Annotated in this window: 18 protein-coding genes; 6 read left to right on the top strand and 12 right to left on the bottom strand. The window is 69.8% G+C overall.

Translation table 11 applies throughout. The features are described 5' to 3' along the window. Nucleotides 1–119: 119 nt before the first annotated feature. Nucleotides 120–1,385 carry an MFS transporter gene (locus ACQ5SP_RS01770; RefSeq protein ID WP_430935804.1) on the top strand — a complete coding sequence of 422 codons (1,266 nt, stop codon included), beginning with the start codon at nt 120–122 and terminating at the stop codon, nt 1,383–1,385. Nucleotides 1,386–1,404: 19 nt separating this feature from the next. Here ACQ5SP_RS01770 and ACQ5SP_RS01775 read toward each other — a convergent pair whose 3' ends face one another. Then, on the bottom strand, nt 1,405–1,728 hold the full coding sequence (locus ACQ5SP_RS01775) for an excinuclease ABC subunit A (protein WP_430935806.1): 324 nt from the start codon (nt 1,726–1,728) through the stop codon (nt 1,405–1,407). 269 nt (nt 1,729–1,997) lie between these two features. On the opposite strand from ACQ5SP_RS01775, the gene ACQ5SP_RS01780 reads away from it, so the two are divergent. The 4 genes from ACQ5SP_RS01780 (at nt 1,998) to ACQ5SP_RS01795 (ending at nt 5,508) form a co-directional block, all read left to right on the top strand. Continuing rightward, nucleotides 1,998–2,618, top strand: a complete 621-nt coding sequence (locus ACQ5SP_RS01780) for an exopolysaccharide biosynthesis protein (protein WP_430935808.1) — start codon at nt 1,998–2,000, stop codon at nt 2,616–2,618. 130 nt (nt 2,619–2,748) lie between these two features. Beyond that, on the top strand, nt 2,749–3,222 hold the full coding sequence (locus ACQ5SP_RS01785; RefSeq protein WP_430935810.1) for a DUF411 domain-containing protein: 474 nt from the start codon (nt 2,749–2,751) through the stop codon (nt 3,220–3,222). A gap of 178 nt (nt 3,223–3,400) precedes the next feature. Further along, nucleotides 3,401–4,219, top strand: a complete 819-nt coding sequence (locus tag ACQ5SP_RS01790) for a class I SAM-dependent methyltransferase (RefSeq protein WP_430935812.1) — start codon at nt 3,401–3,403, stop codon at nt 4,217–4,219. A gap of 65 nt (nt 4,220–4,284) precedes the next feature. Next, complete coding sequence (locus ACQ5SP_RS01795; protein ID WP_430935814.1) at nt 4,285–5,508, top strand: FAD-binding domain-containing protein; 1,224 nt, start codon at nt 4,285–4,287, stop codon at nt 5,506–5,508. A 7-nt stretch (nt 5,509–5,515) separates the two neighbouring features. On the opposite strand, the gene ACQ5SP_RS01800 is transcribed toward ACQ5SP_RS01795, so the two are convergent. The 7 genes from ACQ5SP_RS01800 to ACQ5SP_RS01830 all read right to left on the bottom strand — a co-directional run bounded on the left by ACQ5SP_RS01800 (nt 5,516) and on the right by ACQ5SP_RS01830 (nt 12,037). Next, nucleotides 5,516–6,544 carry a biotin-dependent carboxyltransferase family protein gene (locus ACQ5SP_RS01800; RefSeq protein ID WP_430935816.1) on the bottom strand — a complete coding sequence of 343 codons (1,029 nt, stop codon included), beginning with the start codon at nt 6,542–6,544 and terminating at the stop codon, nt 5,516–5,518. Continuing rightward, entirely contained in the window at nt 6,541–7,311 is a 771-nt protein-coding gene (locus ACQ5SP_RS01805; protein WP_430935818.1) for a 5-oxoprolinase subunit B family protein, read from the bottom strand. Before ACQ5SP_RS01805 ends, ACQ5SP_RS01800 begins: the two co-directional genes overlap by 4 nt. 12 nt (nt 7,312–7,323) lie before the next feature. Continuing rightward, nucleotides 7,324–8,610 (bottom strand): TRAP transporter large permease, encoded by a 1,287-nt coding sequence (locus ACQ5SP_RS01810; RefSeq protein WP_430935820.1) that lies wholly within the window; start codon nt 8,608–8,610, stop codon nt 7,324–7,326. Then, on the bottom strand, nt 8,607–9,155 hold the full coding sequence (locus ACQ5SP_RS01815; RefSeq protein WP_430935822.1) for a TRAP transporter small permease subunit: 549 nt from the start codon (nt 9,153–9,155) through the stop codon (nt 8,607–8,609). Before ACQ5SP_RS01815 ends, ACQ5SP_RS01810 begins: the two co-directional genes overlap by 4 nt. A 31-nt stretch (nt 9,156–9,186) precedes the next feature. Next, nucleotides 9,187–10,224, bottom strand: a complete 1,038-nt coding sequence (locus ACQ5SP_RS01820) for a TRAP transporter substrate-binding protein (RefSeq protein ID WP_430935824.1) — start codon at nt 10,222–10,224, stop codon at nt 9,187–9,189. A 24-nt stretch (nt 10,225–10,248) separates the two neighbouring features. Further along, nucleotides 10,249–11,067: a putative hydro-lyase gene (locus ACQ5SP_RS01825; protein WP_430935826.1), complete on the bottom strand. Its 819-nt coding sequence runs from the start codon at nt 11,065–11,067 to the stop codon at nt 10,249–10,251. Nucleotides 11,068–11,140: 73 nt separating this feature from the next. Next, nucleotides 11,141–12,037, bottom strand: a complete 897-nt coding sequence (locus ACQ5SP_RS01830) for a LysR family transcriptional regulator (protein WP_430935828.1) — start codon at nt 12,035–12,037, stop codon at nt 11,141–11,143. 185 nt (nt 12,038–12,222) lie between these two features. Between ACQ5SP_RS01830 and ACQ5SP_RS01835 the strand changes: the two genes are divergently transcribed. Further along, entirely contained in the window at nt 12,223–12,657 is a 435-nt protein-coding gene (locus ACQ5SP_RS01835; protein WP_430935830.1) for a CBS domain-containing protein, read from the top strand. A gap of 52 nt (nt 12,658–12,709) precedes the next feature. Here ACQ5SP_RS01835 and ACQ5SP_RS01840 read toward each other — a convergent pair whose 3' ends face one another. From ACQ5SP_RS01840 to ACQ5SP_RS01855, 4 genes are read right to left on the bottom strand one after another with little or no spacing between them, the layout of a single operon-like run. Beyond that, complete coding sequence (locus ACQ5SP_RS01840) at nt 12,710–13,597, bottom strand: substrate-binding domain-containing protein (protein ID WP_430935832.1); 888 nt, start codon at nt 13,595–13,597, stop codon at nt 12,710–12,712. A 51-nt stretch (nt 13,598–13,648) separates the two neighbouring features. Continuing rightward, a complete protein-coding gene (locus ACQ5SP_RS01845) occupies nt 13,649–14,467 on the bottom strand; it encodes a substrate-binding domain-containing protein (protein ID WP_430935834.1) in 819 nt (272 codons plus the stop codon). A gap of 28 nt (nt 14,468–14,495) precedes the next feature. Beyond that, complete coding sequence (locus ACQ5SP_RS01850) at nt 14,496–15,251, bottom strand: ATP-binding cassette domain-containing protein (RefSeq protein WP_430935836.1); 756 nt, start codon at nt 15,249–15,251, stop codon at nt 14,496–14,498. Continuing rightward, nucleotides 15,244–15,951, bottom strand: coding sequence for an ABC transporter permease (locus tag ACQ5SP_RS01855; protein WP_430935838.1), 708 nt, complete (start codon nt 15,949–15,951; stop codon nt 15,244–15,246). The genes ACQ5SP_RS01850 and ACQ5SP_RS01855 overlap by 8 nt, the downstream gene beginning before the upstream one ends. Between the last annotated feature and the right edge of the window lie 370 nt (nt 15,952–16,321).

Here is a 16,321-nt window from a genome sequence, read left to right on the forward strand (position 1 = left end):
GGTCCTGCCCGGTTGACCCGGGGCGGCGACTCAGGCAGTGGGGCGGCTTCGCCGGCCTCGGGACGGGTTCGCCTGCCCTGGTCACGTCCCATGCGACCGAAACACGCAAGGATCTCGATATGCTGCGGGTTCTGGGAAGCGTCTGGGCGCTGCTGATCGGCATGATCCTGATCATGATCGGCAACGGGATGCAGTCGACCCTGATGGGGGTGCGCGGCGGCATCGAGGGGTTTTCCACCTCGGCGCTCTCGATCATCACGGCGGGCTATTTCGTGGGCTTCCTGGCCGGCTCGCGGGCGGCGCCCGTCATGATCCGCCGCGTGGGCCATGTCCGCGTCTTCGCCGCGCTCGGCTCGTTCATGTCGGCGGGGCTGATCGCCTTTCCGCTGATCGCGGACCCGGTCGTCTGGACGGTCTTGCGGGTGATCCTGGGGTTCTGTCTCTCGGGGGTCTACGTGACCGCCGAGAGCTGGCTCAACAACGCCGCCGACAACCAGACCCGTGGCAAGGTGCTGTCGGCCTACATGATCGCCCAGACGCTGGGCATGGTCACGGCGCAGGGGCTGTTGAACCTGGCCGATGCGGCGGGCTTCGTTCTTTTCGTCCTGTCCTCGATCCTCGTCTCGCTGTCCTTCGCGCCGATCCTGCTGTCGGCCTCGCCTGTGCCCGTGACCGAGGCGACCCGGGCCATGACGCTGGCGCAGCTGTACCGGCGCTCGCCGCTCGGCACGGTGGGCACGCTGCTTCTGGGCGGGGTGTTTGCCGCGCAGATGGGCATGGCGGCGGTCTACGGGGCCAAGGCCGGCCTGGCGGTCGGGCAGGTCTCGGCCTTCATCGCGGCGATCTTCGTCGGCTCGCTGGCGCTGCAATACCCCATCGGCTGGCTGTCGGACCGGATGGACCGGCGGCTGCTGATCCTCGTGCTCGGTGTGACGGGGGCGGCGGCCACTTGGGCGGGATTCGTGTCGGGCGGGGCGCTGCCCCTCTTGCTGGGGGCGGCGTTCCTGATGGGCGGCATGGCGAACCCGCTCTATTCGCTGCTGATCGCCTACACGAACGACTACCTCGAGCTGGAGGAAATGCCCGCCGCCTCGAGCGCGCTGGTCTTCATTTACGGCATCGGTGCCATCGCCGGGCCGCTGGTGACCGGCGGCGTCATGAACGTCGTTGGGCCGGATGGCTTCTGGCTGGTGCTGTCGGCGCTGTTCCTGGCGATCGCGGGCTACGCGGCCTGGCGCATGACCCGCCGCCCGGCGATCCCCGTCGAAGAGACCGGCGCCTATGTGGGCGTTTTGCCGACCTCGTCGCCGGTGGCGGTCGAGGCCGCGCAGGAATGGGTCATCGACAATGCCGAGGAGGCCGGCGAGGACGAGGCCGACCTCTAGGGCCCGACCGCCCGCGCCGTCAGTCGAGCACCGCGCCGACCGCGCCGATCAGGTCGAGCACTTCGCGCGTCTCCTCGTCGACACGCACCACCTGGTCGCCGATCCGGTAATAGGTGCCGTCGCGGTCGAGGCCATAGCGCCAGGGCCGGTCGATGCGACGGTAATCGCCGTCGATCCTGTCGCCCACGCGGTAGGGTGGGCCTTTCTTCGCCAGGCCGGGCGGAACGCAGGCCGGATCCTTCTTGGCGAGCCCGGGCGGACATCCCCCCGGCGGGTCCGCGGCCACGAAGGTGGTCGAGAGGAGCAGGCCGCCAAGCAGGCCGATGAGGGCGCCGATACGCATGAGGACTCCTTTCTTCCGGTCTCGGTCACGGCGAGGCCGCTATGCGGCGTAGCATACGCATGGCCCGCGCCGCTGTCCCGCCGACTGTCCTCGCGCCGGCGGATCGCCGCCGTCCCGGCCGCGCTTGCCGTAACGGCCCGGGCGCCACCGTGGTTCCCGCCATCGTGGCGCCCATGCGCGATTCCGGCCCGCCCGCGTGTTTTGTCTCGCACGGCATTGAATCGCGGCCGGAAACCCGCGATATCCGCGGTGCAGCAAGGAGAGAGCGCTTGAATCAGGATCCCGACACCCCGCGCAGGGCCTCTCTGTCGCTGCCGATCCTGAGAACGTCGCGCGCGCTCGAGGAGGCGGGCACGCTGACGCTCGGCAATCTGCTCGCGGCGCTGGGCGAGCGATCCTTCGGCTGGGCGCTGTTGGTGTTCTCGCTGATCACGCTCCTGCCGCTGCCACCAGGCTCTTCGCTGGTGACCGCGCTGCCGGTGATGGTGGCCACGGCACAGATGGCGCTGGGCTTTCCCTATGTGCGGCTGCCCTGGGTGCTGGCGCGCATCCGCATCGATCATGCCAAGCTGCGCCGGACGCTTCTGCGCCTGCGGCCGGTCACCCGCCGGCTCGAGCGGATCCTGCGCCCCCGCTCGCGTCACATCTTCTCGGCCCGCTACGAACGGGCGCTCGGCGTCGCGCTCTTCGCCATCGCCTTCACGCTGTTCCTGCCCGTGCCGGGCAGCGGCTGGTTTCCGGCGGTGGCGCTGTTCATTTTCGGGGTCGGCCTGATCGAACGCGATGGCCTGGTCGCGGCCTTCGGCCTGGTGTTCGGCGCCGGCGCGATGGCGCTGACGCTGTTCATCATCCTGTCGCTCGCCAGCGGGGCGGAGACGTTGCTTCAGTGACGCCGTCACCGCACCGCCTGACGGGCCGAAGACGGGACAATCCCGGCGTGATGCACTAGGTTCAGGGCTAGAGGGGCCTGCGCCGGTGTCCGACCGGCGTGCGGGCCGCGCGGACAGAGGAGAACGCGCCATGACAGACATGACCCGTCGCAGCCTGCTTGTCGGGGCGGCAAGCCTTGCCGCGACCGCGCCGGCCGCCCTGCGCGCGCAGGGCGCGGCCCCCGGGATCCACGTTCTGAAGGATCCGAACTGCGGATGCTGCATGGCCTGGGTCCGCATCCTGCAGGATGCCGGTTTCGAGGTGACCACCGAGGACAGCTACGGCGCGCTCCTCGTGCGTCACAAGCTCGACAACGGCATCCCGCCGGCGATGGCCTCGTGCCACACCGCGGAAATCGCGGGCTACATGATCGAGGGCCATGTGCCGGCGTCCGATATCCGCCGCCTGCTGCGCGAACGTCCCGACGCGGTCGGCCTGGCCGTGCCGGGCATGCCCTACGGGTCACCCGGCATGGGACCGGAAGACAGGCGCGAGGCCTATGACGTGTTCCTCATCCGGCGTGACGGGACAACCGAGGTCTTCACGCGTTACGCGGCCGCCTGACCCCGGAACGCGCGGCGCGGATCGACGCGGATTTCCCCGGCCGGCCGCGGACCTGAACCGGGCGCCGCGGACGCCGCCGGCGGAAAATTTCCGGAACGCGGTCTTTGCGTGTATGATTGACCATGTTTCCCAGCGTGCGTGCAGTCGCGTTCCCGCCCGAGAATCCGGAGGTCAAGCCATGCCCGCATACGAGGATTTTGCCGCGCTCGAACAGGAGGGCTGGACACGCGCGGACACGGCGCAGGGCTATGTCGACCTGTTCGCGCCTGCCAGCGACATGGCGATCCCGGCGATCCGGGACGCGCTGCGCGATCCCGGGCCGGTGCTCGATCTCTGCTGCGGCCAGGGCAACGTCACGGAGGCCCTGCTGCGCGACGGGCACCAGGTCACGAGCGTCGATTTTTCCGCCGCGATGCTGGGGCATGCGCGCCGCCGCGTACCCGGCGGCAGTTTCGTCGAGGCCGACGCCCAGGATCTGCCCTTTCCCGACGGAACCTTTGGGACCGTCGTGTGCAGTTTCGGGTTGATGCACGTCCCCGACCAGCCACGGGCGCTGGCCGAGATCGGTCGCGTGCTGGCCCCCGGCGGCCGGTTCGTCATGACCTGCTGGGCGGGGCCGGACGTCTCGCCGGTGTTCCGGCTGTTCTACGGCAGTATGCGCGACCACGGTGCCGCCGGCGTCAGCCTGCCGGACTCGCCTGACTTTCACCAGTTCGCCGATGCGGCGACCGCGCGCGGTTTGCTGGAGGAGGCCGGGCTCGCGCTGGAAAGCAGTCAGCCGGTCGATTGCCATTGGTGGCTGGAGCAGGCGGATGATCTCTTCGAGATATTCCGGCAGGGGGCGCCGCGGGCCGGCTACCTGCTGCGTCAGCAACCGCCTGAGGCTTTGAGCGCCCTGCGCGCGGCGATCGCTGCGGGCGCGCGGGAGAGCTTCGCCGACGGCGCCGGTCTGCGCGTGCCGATGCCGGCAGTCATGGTGATCGCGTCCCGGCCCTGAACCGGCGTTGATTTTCCCGCGCCGCGGTCCAGTTCGCCCTGCATGCGACATGCGGAGACGCTTTCATGACAGGATTTCCCCAGGCCAGCCGGGCCGCCGGCCTGGCGCGGCTTGCGGCCTTCGCGCCGCGGATGGGCACGCGCTATGCGCGGGGGCGCAATTTCGACCGCGGCCCGGGCGCGCACCGGGACGTGTCGATGCTCTCGCCGTATCTGCGCCGCCGCCTGGTGACCGAGCGCGAGGCGGTCGCGGCCGCCGTCGATGCGCATGGCCCGGAAGCGGCCGAAAAATTCATCCAGGAGGTGATCTGGCGGGGCTATTTCAAGGGCTGGCTGGAACGCCGCCCGGGCGTTTGGGACAGCTATCGCGACGGTCTCCACCGGGACCTCGTCGCGCTCGAGGCGGATCGCAGGCTGTGCCGGGCTGTCGCCGCGGCCGAGGCGGGCGAGACCGGCCTGGCCTGTTTCGACTCCTGGGCTGCGGAACTGGTCGAGACCGGCTACCTGCACAATCACGCGCGGATGTGGTTCGCCTCGATCTGGATCTTCACCCTGGGCCTGCCATGGCGCGTCGGGGCCGATTTCTTTCTCCGCCATCTTCTGGACGGCGACCCGGCCTCGAACACCCTGGGCTGGCGCTGGGTCGCCGGTCTACACACGCGGGGAAAGGCCTACAAGGCCGAGGCGTGGAACATCGCGAAATTCACCGACCGGCGGTTTGCCCCGCGTGAGGCGGATCTGTGCGAGGCCCTTCCGGATCTGGCCGGCGCCGAGGAACCGCACGGCCTGCCCGATGTCGCGCCGCTGCGCCCCTTCGCGGTGCCCGATCCGAGTCTCCCCGCCGCGCTACTCCTGACCGAGGAAGATTGCTGCCCCGGGGATTTCGACGCCGGGGCGCTCGATCTGCGTGCGGTCGCCACGCTCGCGGCCAGTCACCTGCGCTCGCCCCGGTCCGTGGCGCCGCATGTCGCGGCGTTCGACGACGCGGCGCGCGCGGATGCCTTGGCACGGCTCGGGCGCGACGGCGCCGCCCTGCATGCCGGGGTGCCGGACGACCTGGCCCGATGGGCCGCCCGCGCCGGGGCCCGGCAGATCGTCACGCCCTACGTTCCGCGCGGTCCCCTCCGGGACTGGCTGGACGCGGCGCAACCGGCGCTCGACCGCGCGGGGATCGTCCTGGCGGAATGGCGGCGCGATTGGGACGGCCTGATCTGGCCGCATGCGACGGCGGGCTTCTTCAAGGTGAAAAAGAAGATCCCCGCCATCCTCGAGGCCGCCGGCCTCGACTGATCGCCCGTCAGGCGGCGCCAGGGTCGCCGTCATCCCCGGCGGTCACGCCACCGACGAGCTGGTAGGCCAGCAGGTCGCGGATCTCGGCGGGGTCGCGGACCAGCGGGCGAAGGGTGCCGCGCAGCCCGTCACGGTGCACCTGCGCGCTGCGTTCGGCCGCCAGCGCCGCGTGCAGCGTGACGAAGCGAAAGCGCAGCCCCGCCCCGGGCGGCGCCTGCACCACCCACGGCAGGTCGCAGGGCAGGACCGAGCCGATCCGCGGGTAGCCGCCCGTGGTCTGGCATTCGCAGAGCAGCACGAAGGGCGTTCCGTCTCCGGTGATCTGGATGTCGCCGGGGATGACGATTTCAGACAGCACGCTGAGACCGGCATCGCTGTGAAAGCCGTCGGTATCGAAGGCGAGCGGCACGCCCATGCGGCTGCCGCGCGCGTCCCGGCGAAAGCCCGTGGACTCGAAGCGCGCGATTTCGCTGTCGGCGAAGAACCCGGTCTGCAGGCTGGGCACGACGCGGATGGTGCCGCCGTCGAACCGGGGGGTGCCTGGCAGGCATTGGCCGGTCTCTCCCGGATGCGGATCGGCGCCGATGGCAAGCGTCGCGCCTGCCGCCAGCGGCCCGCCCAGCCCGCTGGCCAGATGGGCGCTGCGCGAGCCGAGCCGTTCGGGCCCGGCCACGCCACCGCCGACATGCAGGTATCCGTAGGTGCCCGCCTCCGCCCCGCCGATGGAAAGACGCGCGCCGGCCGGCAGCGCGTGGCTCGCGTTCCAGGCGATGCGGGTGCCGTCGATCGTGGCGCGCATCGGCGCACCGGTGAGCGCGATGCGCAGGTCGGCATGGGCCTCGAACTCGCCCCCTGTCCCGGCCATTTCCAGCGCGGCGCAGTCGCAGTCCTGGCCGAGCAGCGCGGCGCCTTCGGCGAGGGCCAGCAGGTCGGCCGCGCCGCCGCGCGACAGGCCGAAGCCCAGATAGCCGGGGCGGCCCCGATCCTGGATGCTGACGCCGGGCCCGACGCGATGGACGGTCAGGCGGCGGGTCACCGGATCGTCTCGAAGGTCGCGCCGCCGTCGGGGCCGGCCTGCCGCATGTTGTCCAGCTCCTCGGGCGTCACGGCGTCGAACAGCACCTCGTCGCCCGGGCGCAGGACGAAAGGCGTGTCCGCGTCCGGCCGGAATAGACGCAGCGCGGTCTGGCCCACATGGCGCCACCCCGTCGGCGTGCTGACCGAGAAGAGCACCATCTGGCGGATCGCCACCGTCAGGGCTCCCTCGGGAACCCGTGCGGTCAGGGCTTTCTGGCGGGGAATGTCCCAGGCCTCGTCCAATTCGCCCAGATAGGGCTGGCCCGGCGCGAAGCCGATCGTCTGGACCCGGACGCGGCTGGTCGAGAGCGACTCGATCGCGGCCTCGGGCGTCAGCCCGGCCGCCGCCGCGGCCTCGTCGAGAAGCGGTCCGTGATCGCCGCCATAGACGGTCGGGATGCGCCAGAACCGCCGGCCGTCCGGCAGCGGGGCCGCGTACCAGTCCCGCGCGGCGAGCAGATCCCCGAGCGCGGCACGCAGCGTTTCGTGATCGGCATGGACCGGGTCGAAGCGCAGATAGGTCGAGACCAACGAGGTCGAGCTTTCCGCGACGCCGTCCCAGCCGGCGGCCTCTACGGCGTCGCGGAAGGCCAGGGCGGCCCGGTTGGCCGGCTCGCTCAGGCGGGCGCCGAAGCTGACCAGCAGGCCGTCGACGCCGACGGTCCGGATCGTGGGCCGGTCGGCCCCCGCGGCGGCGGTGGATATATCGTCCGTCTCGGGTGTCATGGTGGCTTCAGACTATGGCTGGACCGCGCCCGGAAGCCAGAGCGCAATGCCCGGAACGGCGATCAGGGCCACCACCATCAGCAGCATGGCGATGACGAAGGGGATCGCACCCAGCATCACCTCGCTCATCCGGCCGCCCTCGCGCGCGCCCTGGACGACATAGAGGTTCAGGCCCACGGGCGGCGTGATCAGCGCCATCTCGATCAGCACGATCATCAGGATGCCGAACCAGATCGGGTCGTAGCCCAGCTCGACCACCAGCGGCACGATGATCGGGATCGTGACGACCATCAGCGAGAGCGTTTCGATGAAGAAACCGAGCACGATGTAGATGCCGACGATCACCAGGATCGTCATCAGCGGCGACAGGCCGAGACCGTCGAGGAACGCGCGCAGCTCGTTGCCCAGTCCGGCCGAGGCGAGGGTGAAGTTCAGGAAGGACGCCCCCAGCACCACCAGCATGATCATGGAGGTGATCTTTATCGTGCCCAGAATGCTCTCGGTGAACATCGCCAGCGAGATGCCCCCGAAGACCGCCGCGATCGCGATGGCCCCGGCCACACCCACGGCGGCGGCCTCGGTCGGTGTGGCCCAGCCCTTGTAGATCGTGCCGATGATGACGGTGAATAGCAGGATGATCGGGACGAGGTGCACCAGCGCGCCCAGCATTTCGGGCAGGGCGAAGACGCGGCGCTCGCCGCCAAGCTCGGGGCGGACGGTGCAGATCAGCGCGGTGATGATGATGAAGCCGATGGCGAGGCCGATGCCGGGCACCAGCCCCGCGAGGAAAAGCTGCGGGATCGATGTCTGGGTCAGGAAGCCGTAGACGATCAGGTTGATCGAGGGCGGGATCATGATGCCCAGCGTGCCGCCCGCCGCGATGGCGCCGGAGAAGAGCTTGGGATCGTAGCCGAGTTTCTCGGCCTGCGGCATGGCCACGGTCGCGACCGTGGCCGCCGTGGCGACGGAAGATCCCGACGTGGCCGAGAACATCGTGGCCGTGGCCACGTTCGCATGAACCAGCCCCCCGGGCAGCCACGAGATCCAGCGGTCCAGCGCGGCATAGGTCTTGGCGGCGACGCCGCTGCGCACCAGGATCTCGCCCAGGAGCACGAAGAAGGGGATCGCGATCAGCGTCGCGTTGTTGGAGGTCGACCAGACCATGTTGCCCAGCCCGCGGATCAGCGGGAAGGCGCTGAAGAAGCTGTCCACCCCGAACCCCAGCAGGAACAAGACGATCCCCACCGGGATCGACAGGCTGAGAAGGGCCAGCAGCCCGATCGAGACATAGGTGATCATGGCGCGGCCTCCTTCTCGGCGAAGGCGCCGATGGCGCGCTCGGTGGCCGCGAAACGGCCCTGTGCCACCAGTGTCAGCGCGACGAGGAAGGTGAGCCAGGCCATGAGCGCGAACCACACCCATCCCGCGAACCAGGGCAACTGCACGATCCAGAGCGGCGTCTCGAGCGGGGTGTTGGCCCGCGACGACATGCTGAGCGACCGCTCGAGCACCGGCCAGCACTTGACCGCGATCAGCGACACGGTGCCGCTGAGCACGACCATCGAGAAAAGATCGAAGAGCACGCGGCCGCGCGCACCGGCGCGGCTGCGCAGCAGGTCGATGCGGACATGGCCGAGTTCCATCAGCGCGTAGCCCATGCCCCAGGAGGTGGCGATCGCCATGGCATAGCCGCTGATCTCGTCCGTGCCGCCCAGCGAGGATCCCGCCTGGCGCAGCACGATGTCCAGCAGCACGACGCCGGCGCAGGCCAGCAGCATGATGCCGACCAGCACGGCGACCAGCCGGTTGAGCCGGCGCAGCGCCGAAAGGACACGGTCCGCCATCGGGATCCCCACCTGTTGCCTCGTCCGCGTCTTACTCGGTCGCGATGGTCACGCCGACCACCTCGCCCACGGAGGCGTTCCAGCGTTCGGCCCAGTCGCCGCCCGCACGCTCGGCCCATTCGGGCAGCACCTGGCTCACGAGGATGCTCCGCGCCTTCTCGAAATCGGCGTCCGACACCTCGACCAGGGTCATGTCGCGCGCCTCGCCGGCCGGGCATTCGCCGTTGCCGGTCAGGCAGGCGATGTCGTTGACCAGCGCGTCCTGCGCCACGGCCCAGGCCGGATCCTCGAACTCGGTCTCGATCTGCGAGGTGATCAGAGCCTGCGTCTCGGCGTCCAGGCTGTTCCACTTGTCGAGATTGATCGCCGTCACGACCGAGTCCCAGCCGCCCAGCGGGATCGGCATCAGATGCGTGGAGACTTCCCACCAGCCCGCGCTGTAGCCCGAGCCGGCGCCGGTCACGGCGCAGTCCACTACGCCCTTCTGGAGGGCGCCGGGCACCTCGGAGAAGCCGACATTCACGCCCTCGGCGCCGAGCGCTTCGAGGAACTTGGCGGTCATCCGGCCCGAGGCCCGGATCTTGAGGCCTTCGAGATCGGCCAGTTCGCTGACCTCCGCGTTGCAGAACACGACCTGGGGCGGGTAGGGCGCGACGGCCAGGACGTGGCTGTTGAAGGTGTCGCGGAAGATCTCCTCGACCATCGGGCGCGCGGCCTCGACCATGGCGCGGGCCTCGGACGCGGAGAGCGCCACGAGCGGCACGTCCAGCCCCTCGAGCGCCGGCGCGTCGGCCACGGCATAGTCCGCCACGGTCATCGCCACGTCGTAGACGCCCTGGCCCAGCAGGCGATAGACGTCGGCCACCCCGAGGTTCATCTGGCCATGCGTGGTCATCGAGACGTCGATCGCGCCGCCCGAGGCCTCGGGCAGGGTCTCGGTCCAGAACGGGGCTTCGAATTGCTGGTGCAGCGGCAGGCTGGACCAGCTGCCGACGACGGAAAGGTCCTGCGCGGCGAGCGGGCTCGCGGCGAGCGTCGCGACGGCGGCGGTGGTGAGTATCTGTTTCATCTCTCTCTCCTTGTTGGTCTCGTCTTATCGTTTGGGGGGAATTACCGGGACCTCGGCGTCCTCGGCGACGTCGGTGATCAGCATGCGGCCGGGCCGGTGCGTTATGCAGAGCGGCAGGCCCGCCTGTTCGACCGCGACCTGCGGCGTCACCCCGCAGGCCCAGAAAACCGGCACCTCGCCGGCCGCGACCGGCGCCGGGTCGCCCCAGTCGGGCCGGCCGATATCGGCGATGCCGATCGCGGCGGGGTCGCCGGCATGGACCGGTCCGCCATGGGCCAGCGGGAAGCGCCGCGAGATCGCGCGCACTTCGTCCAGCCGGTCCGCCGGGATCGCGCGCATGCTCACGACCATCTTGCCGGCGAAGGGCCCGGCCGGGGTCGTGTCCATGTCCGAGCGGAACATCGGCACGGTGGTGTTGTGATCGATATGCCAGAGCGGCACGCCGGCGTCCTGCAGGGCGCGTTCGAAGGTGAAGGAACAGCCGAGCGCGAAGGCCACGAGATCCTCCCGCCAGAGCGCGCGGATGTCCGGGACCGTATCGGCCAGGATCCCGTCGCGATAGACGTTGTAGGCGGGCACGTCCGTGCGGATGTCGATGTCGCGCCCCAGCGTCGTCATGCACGGATCGCCCGTATCGGTGACGCCGGTCAGCGGGCAGGGCTTGGGATTGCGCTGGCAGTAGCGCATGAAGTCGAGCGCGTAGCGTTCGGGGATGATCACGACGTTGGCCTGCAGCTTGCCCGCGCCCAGCCCGGCCGTGTGCCCCCTGTACCGACCGGCACGGATCGCCGCGCGCACCGCGTCGGTGTCCATCGTCCTGAGCCTGTCGTATGTGCAGTCCATTCCGCGACTCTCCCGTTGCGGAAAGCATCACCATAGCCACGCATAAAGACAAATCGAATAATATTTGCCGAAACTATAAAGAATTTTTATGCATTTCGTGGTCGATCGCCACTTGCCGCGCGGTTTCGGCGGCGGTGGCGAGCATGTGGCTGCGCGGCTCGCCCATATAGGAGGCCGAGAAGCGCAGCGGCGCCGGGTGCCAGCCGGGGTCGAACTCCGCGATGCGTCCGCTCTCGACATAGGCCGTGCCGAGCGCCCGCGGCAGTGCGGCAACGCCGAGCCCGGCCTCGACCAGGCGGAAGCAGGCCGACAGCGACGTCGAGGGAAAGAGCGGGATTCCCGGGCCGACCCGGCGGAACAGCTCGGCCTTCAGCTCGCGGTAGGGCCGGGTATTCCGGGCATAGGTGATGACCGGCCTCGTGAACGGGGCGGCGGGGTCGGGCCGGGTGTCGGCCGCGCAGTACCAGGCGAGATCGAAGCCCGGCAGCTCGATATTGTCGACGGAGTATTCCGATATCGGTCCCAATAGGATCGCGAGGTCGATCTCGCGATCCAGCAGCCCGGCCCGCAGGTTCATCGAAATGTCGACATTGATCTCGATTTCAAGCTTGGGATAGCGCTGGTGCAGCCGCGAGATGAAGGCCGGCAGCCAGCACTGCGCGATGGTTTCCGAAACACCGAGCCGCAGGTGACCTTCGGTGCCGCCGGGGTCCACGACGTCGCGGGCCACCAACTCGCCCAGCTGTTCGAACTGCTCGGCGTATTTCAGCAGCATCTCGCCCCGCTTCGTCAGCCGCAGCCCGGCGCCTGTCCTGTCGAAGAGGTCGGTGGCCAGCGACTGTTCGAGCTTGCGGATCCGCGTGGTCACCGCCGGCTGGGTCAGGTTCAGCGCCTGCGACGCCTTGCTGATGCCGCCCATGCGCACGACGGTCAGGAAACTCCGGAGCTGTTCGAGGTTGATTCGTGCCATCGGGTCCAGTTTACAGGACGATCCGCGGGGCCGCAGGCCGGATGTCGCGTGCCGGGCTGCGCGGCGCCCGCCCCGCGGCCCGTCCTCGGCAGCGGCACGATCGGCGCCGCCATCTTGTGATCGCCCGGGCCCGCGACTAGGCTCGGCCGGATGGCACGGTTTCGCAGACCGCGTAAGGAGAGCCCATGAGCGTCAGGACCATTCGCGAACTTCTTGGAGAGCGTCCGCTGCACAGCGTGTCCCCCGACACCCCGCTGTCCGATGCCGCCCGGCTCATGGCGAGCCGGGGCGTGGGCGCCGTCGCGGTGCTCGACGGTGACCGCCTGGCGGGTGTGTTGTCTGAAAGGGATATCGTCTTCCGGGCCGTGGCGCGTGATCTGCCGCCGGCCGAGACCACCGCCGGGGCGGTGATGACGGCCGACCCGGTCACGGTGGGGGCGGACGAGGCGATTTCCGATGCGCTGGCCGCGAAACTGGGGGATGCCTTTCGCCATCTTCCGGTGCTGGAGGACGGGCGCATCCTGGGGCTGCTGTCCTATCGCGACGTGCCCGCCGAATACCTGATGATGTTCGAGCGCTTCAAGGAGATGTCGTCCGCGAAGCCCGCCGACGGGGCCTAGCGGGGTCCGGCCCCGTGGCCGGGGTGTCTCGTGTCGCGGCGCAGGTGATCCGTCACGCGTTCCAGGCGACGGTGCCGAGCGCGGCCACGTCGTAGCCGCCGTAGCTCTCGGCCTGGGCGCGGAAGGCATCGCTCCCGCAGAAGGCGAGGAAGGCCTGGAAGGGCGGCTCGAACCAGGCCTTGCGGTCGACGAGCAGCGCGAACTCCTCCTCGATCACCGGCGCGAAGTCGAGCCCGAAACGACGGGCCACGGCCTCGAGCCCGAAGGTGACGTCGGCGGTCCCGCGCCGGACGGTCTCGACCGCGTCGTCCTCGGTCCGCGCCGCGGCCGTGACGGTCACCGCCGAGAGGTCGAGGCCGCTCTCGGCCGCCAGCGCGTCGAACAGCCCGGCGGTGCCGGATTCCTCCTGCCGCGGGGTCATGCGCAGGCCGGCGATGTCGGCAAGCCGCGCCGGCCGCGGGCCGTCCGGGCGAAAGACCAGTCCGCGCTGGCGCCGCGCGAAGGCCACGAGCACCGCGTTCTGCTCGGCCGCCGCGCGCGCGACCGCCGGGACGTTCCAGACCCCGGACCTGGCGTCGTAAATGTGCATCCCGGTGGCGACGCCGTCGTTCCGGGCGAAGCGGTCCAGCCCGTCGAGCGAGCCGTCGAAATAGGTGGCCAGCCCGCAGCGCGACTCGCGGATCGCCCAGTCGAGCAGCGGGTCGTGGCTGCCGAGCAGGATCGGCGGGCGCGCCGGGGACTTGAGAGGGCCGCCCGACTTGGCGCGGTCGATCCAGGCGCGCACCTCTGCGGCGGGGAAAAGCAGCTTGCCGGTGGCCCGCGAGCAGGGCACTTCGCCCGAGGCCGCGAGATCGTAGACCTTCCGCTCCTTGAGCCGCAGCAGCTCTGCCAGTTCGCGGACGGTCAGGAATTCGTGGGCGGGCGTCTCAAGCTCTGTCATGGGCTCCGGCAGGGTCGTCGGGGCGGCGCCGTCGCCGCCCCGGGGATGCTATCAGCTTTCTGGCGCGTTCGGGAAGAACAGTTGCTGCCCGTCCACCCTGTAGGCCCCGATGGCCGCCTGGCCCGTCTCCGAGAGCAGCCAGTCGGCGAAGGTCTCGGCGGCGGCGATGTTCACGCTGGGGCATTTCTCGGGGTTCACCGGGATCACGCCATACTGGTTGAAGAGATCCGCGTCGCCCTCGACCTGGATCTCGTAGTCCTGCTTGTTGCCGAAGCTGATCCAGGTGGCGCGGTCGGTCATGACATAGGCGCCCATCCCGATCCCGGCATTGAGCGTCGCCCCCATGCCCGAGCCGGTCTCGCGGTACCAGTCGCCGGACCCGGTGCCCGGATCCACATCGGTGTCCGCCCAGAGCGACACCTCTTTCTTGTGGGTGCCGGAATCGTCCCCGCGCGAGGCGAAGAGCGCCCCGGCCTCGGCGATCCGGGTCAGCGCATCCTGCGCGTCGGTCATGCCGCCGATGCCGGCCGGGTCGGCCGCGGGGCCGACGATGACGAAGTCGTTATACATCAGGTCGGTGCGCCCGGTGCCGAATCCGGCCTCGACGAAGGCCTGTTCCGAGGGCTTGGCATGCACGAGCAGGACGTCCCCGTCGCAGTTCTCGGCGTTCCTGATCGCCTGGCCGGTGCCGACCGCGACGACGTTGACCGTGATGCCGGTCTCGTCCGCGAAGATCGGCAGAAGGTGGTCGTAAAGGCCCGAGTTCGCCGTCGAGGTGGTCGACTGCACGATGATGGACTGGTCCTGCGCGGCCGCCGGGGCCGCGAGGATAAGCGCGATGGCCGTTGCACCGAAGGCCGTCCTGATCATTGAAACGCACTCCCTGTCTTGTCTTGGGTCACATGACGACATTGCCGTCCAGGTAGTCCCGCGCCGCGCGGCTCTGCGGCTTGGGGAAGAAGGCGGCGGCGGGGGCGTGCTCGGCCACCCGGCCGCGATGGAGGAACACCACGTCGTCGGCCATGCGGCGGGCCTGGCCGATGTCGTGGCTGACGAAGACGACCCGGACGCCGCGATCGCGGGCGTCGGCGACGATCTTCTCGATGGCGAGCACCGAGGCCGGGTCGAGGCTGGCCGTGGGTTCGTCGAGGAACAGAACCTCGGGCTCGGTCGCCAGCGCCCGGGCGAGCGCCAGGCGCTGCGCCTCGCCACCCGAGAGCCGCCGCGCGGGCTGGCCGGCCTTGTGGGCCAGCCCGACATGGTCCAGCAGCGCGGTCAGCCGGGCGCGGTCCCGGCCGCGGTTCTTGAGGACAAAGTCGAGATTGGCCGCGACCGTGCGGCGCAGCAGCACCGGTTTCTGGAAGACAAGCGCCTGGCGCGCGGTCACCGCCCCGGGTGGCTGGCCGCCCCAGGCGATCTGGCCCGCGGTCGGCGTGATCAGGCCGTGCAGCAGCTTCAGAAGCAGGCTCTTGCCGGACCCGTTCGGGCCCAGGATCATGGTGCAGCCCGAGGGGCCAAGATCGAGGTCCAGCCCGTCGATCACCGTCGTCTCGCCGAAGCGCAGCGTAAGCCCGCGGGCGGTCAGCGGCAGGACCGGCGCGGATGCCGGGCAGGCGGCGCGTGGCAGGCCGGTCATGGCCGCGGCATCAGACATAGGCCTGCCTCGTCGCCGTCAGGCGTACCGTCTGCACCGCCGCGTTCACGCCGAGCGCGATCACCAGAAGGATGATGCCGAGCGCCAGCGCGAGCCCGAGATCGCCCTTCGAGGTCTCGAGCGCGATGGCGGTGGTCATGACCCGCGTCAGGTGGTCGATATTGCCGCCCACGATGATCACCGCGCCCACCTCGGCCACCGCCCGGCCGAAGCCGGCGAGCCCCACGGTCAGCAGCGAATACCGTGCGTCCCAAAGCAACGCCTGCACGCTTTGCCACCGCGTGAGGCAAAGCGAGCGGAACTGCTCGGCATACTCGGCATGGAGGTCTTCCAGCACTTGCCGGGACAGCGCCGCGACGATGGGGGCGATCAGGATGGTCTGGGCGATGATCATCGCCGTCGGCGTGTAAAGAAGCCCGAGGAATCCCAGCGGCCCCGAGCGCGACAGGTGCAGGTAAACCAGGAGCCCGACCACCACGGGCGGCAGACCCATCAGCGCGTTCATGACGACCAGCACGAGGTTGCGACCGCGGAAGCGGCTGATCGCGACCAGCGCCCCGACGGGCAGGCCGATCAGGCAGGCGATCACGGTCGCGCTGAGGCTCACCCGCAGGGACAGCAGAACGATCTCGATCAGATCGGCGTCGCCCGCGAGAACGAGCTGGAGCGCGAGCGTGAAGGCTTCCCCGATGCTTTGCACAATTTACGCCCTTGCGGAAAAGTTGCTGCACACAGCCTAGGGCCATGATCCGAACCGATCAAGCAACGTTTGCCGGACGCCGGTTTCCGCGGCCTCCCGCGTGGGGGGCACTTGTGAAATCATGCGGAATTTTCGCGACCCGCCGCATCGAAGCCGGGGCGACCGGGCTGTGATCCCGTGGCCACGGTTGCGCGGCGATGCCCCCGAATGGGGGGGCGGGCGTATTGGCAGAATTGCGACCGGGATGTACCCTTTTGGGTGTTAGTTGAGTGCGTTTCATACTCCCATGCAGCCGGTTCCCGTGATCGCGGGGACCGGCCTTTTCAGTCCGGCCGCGCGGCGTCCAGAGACCGTTCGGCCAGGGGGCAGG

Source organism: Rhodovulum sp. YNF3179 (genome assembly GCF_050586465.1).
Classification (GTDB): Bacteria; Pseudomonadota; Alphaproteobacteria; order Rhodobacterales; family Rhodobacteraceae; genus CAJXYS01.

Bases quoted from the DNA above. Each gene is read 5' to 3' on its own strand.
- ACQ5SP_RS01770 (WP_430935804.1), top strand. From the start codon at position 120: ATGCTGCGGGTTCTGGGAAGCGTCTGGGCGCTGCTGATCGGCATGATC.
- ACQ5SP_RS01775 (WP_430935806.1), bottom strand. From the start codon at position 1,728: ATGCGTATCGGCGCCCTCATCGGCCTGCTTGGCGGCCTGCTCCTCTCG.
- ACQ5SP_RS01785 (WP_430935810.1), top strand. From the start codon at position 2,749: ATGACAGACATGACCCGTCGCAGCCTGCTTGTCGGGGCGGCAAGCCTT.
- ACQ5SP_RS01790 (WP_430935812.1), top strand. From the start codon at position 3,401: ATGCCCGCATACGAGGATTTTGCCGCGCTCGAACAGGAGGGCTGGACA.
- ACQ5SP_RS01795 (WP_430935814.1), top strand. From the start codon at position 4,285: ATGACAGGATTTCCCCAGGCCAGCCGGGCCGCCGGCCTGGCGCGGCTT.
- ACQ5SP_RS01805 (WP_430935818.1), bottom strand. From the start codon at position 7,311: ATGACACCCGAGACGGACGATATATCCACCGCCGCCGCGGGGGCCGAC.
- ACQ5SP_RS01810 (WP_430935820.1), bottom strand. From the start codon at position 8,610: ATGATCACCTATGTCTCGATCGGGCTGCTGGCCCTTCTCAGCCTGTCG.
- ACQ5SP_RS01815 (WP_430935822.1), bottom strand. From the start codon at position 9,155: ATGGCGGACCGTGTCCTTTCGGCGCTGCGCCGGCTCAACCGGCTGGTC.
- ACQ5SP_RS01820 (WP_430935824.1), bottom strand. From the start codon at position 10,224: ATGAAACAGATACTCACCACCGCCGCCGTCGCGACGCTCGCCGCGAGC.
- ACQ5SP_RS01825 (WP_430935826.1), bottom strand. From the start codon at position 11,067: ATGGACTGCACATACGACAGGCTCAGGACGATGGACACCGACGCGGTG.
- ACQ5SP_RS01830 (WP_430935828.1), bottom strand. From the start codon at position 12,037: ATGGCACGAATCAACCTCGAACAGCTCCGGAGTTTCCTGACCGTCGTG.
- ACQ5SP_RS01835 (WP_430935830.1), top strand. From the start codon at position 12,223: ATGAGCGTCAGGACCATTCGCGAACTTCTTGGAGAGCGTCCGCTGCAC.
- ACQ5SP_RS01840 (WP_430935832.1), bottom strand. From the start codon at position 13,597: ATGACAGAGCTTGAGACGCCCGCCCACGAATTCCTGACCGTCCGCGAA.
- ACQ5SP_RS01845 (WP_430935834.1), bottom strand. From the start codon at position 14,467: ATGATCAGGACGGCCTTCGGTGCAACGGCCATCGCGCTTATCCTCGCG.
- ACQ5SP_RS01850 (WP_430935836.1), bottom strand. From the start codon at position 15,251: ATGTCTGATGCCGCGGCCATGACCGGCCTGCCACGCGCCGCCTGCCCG.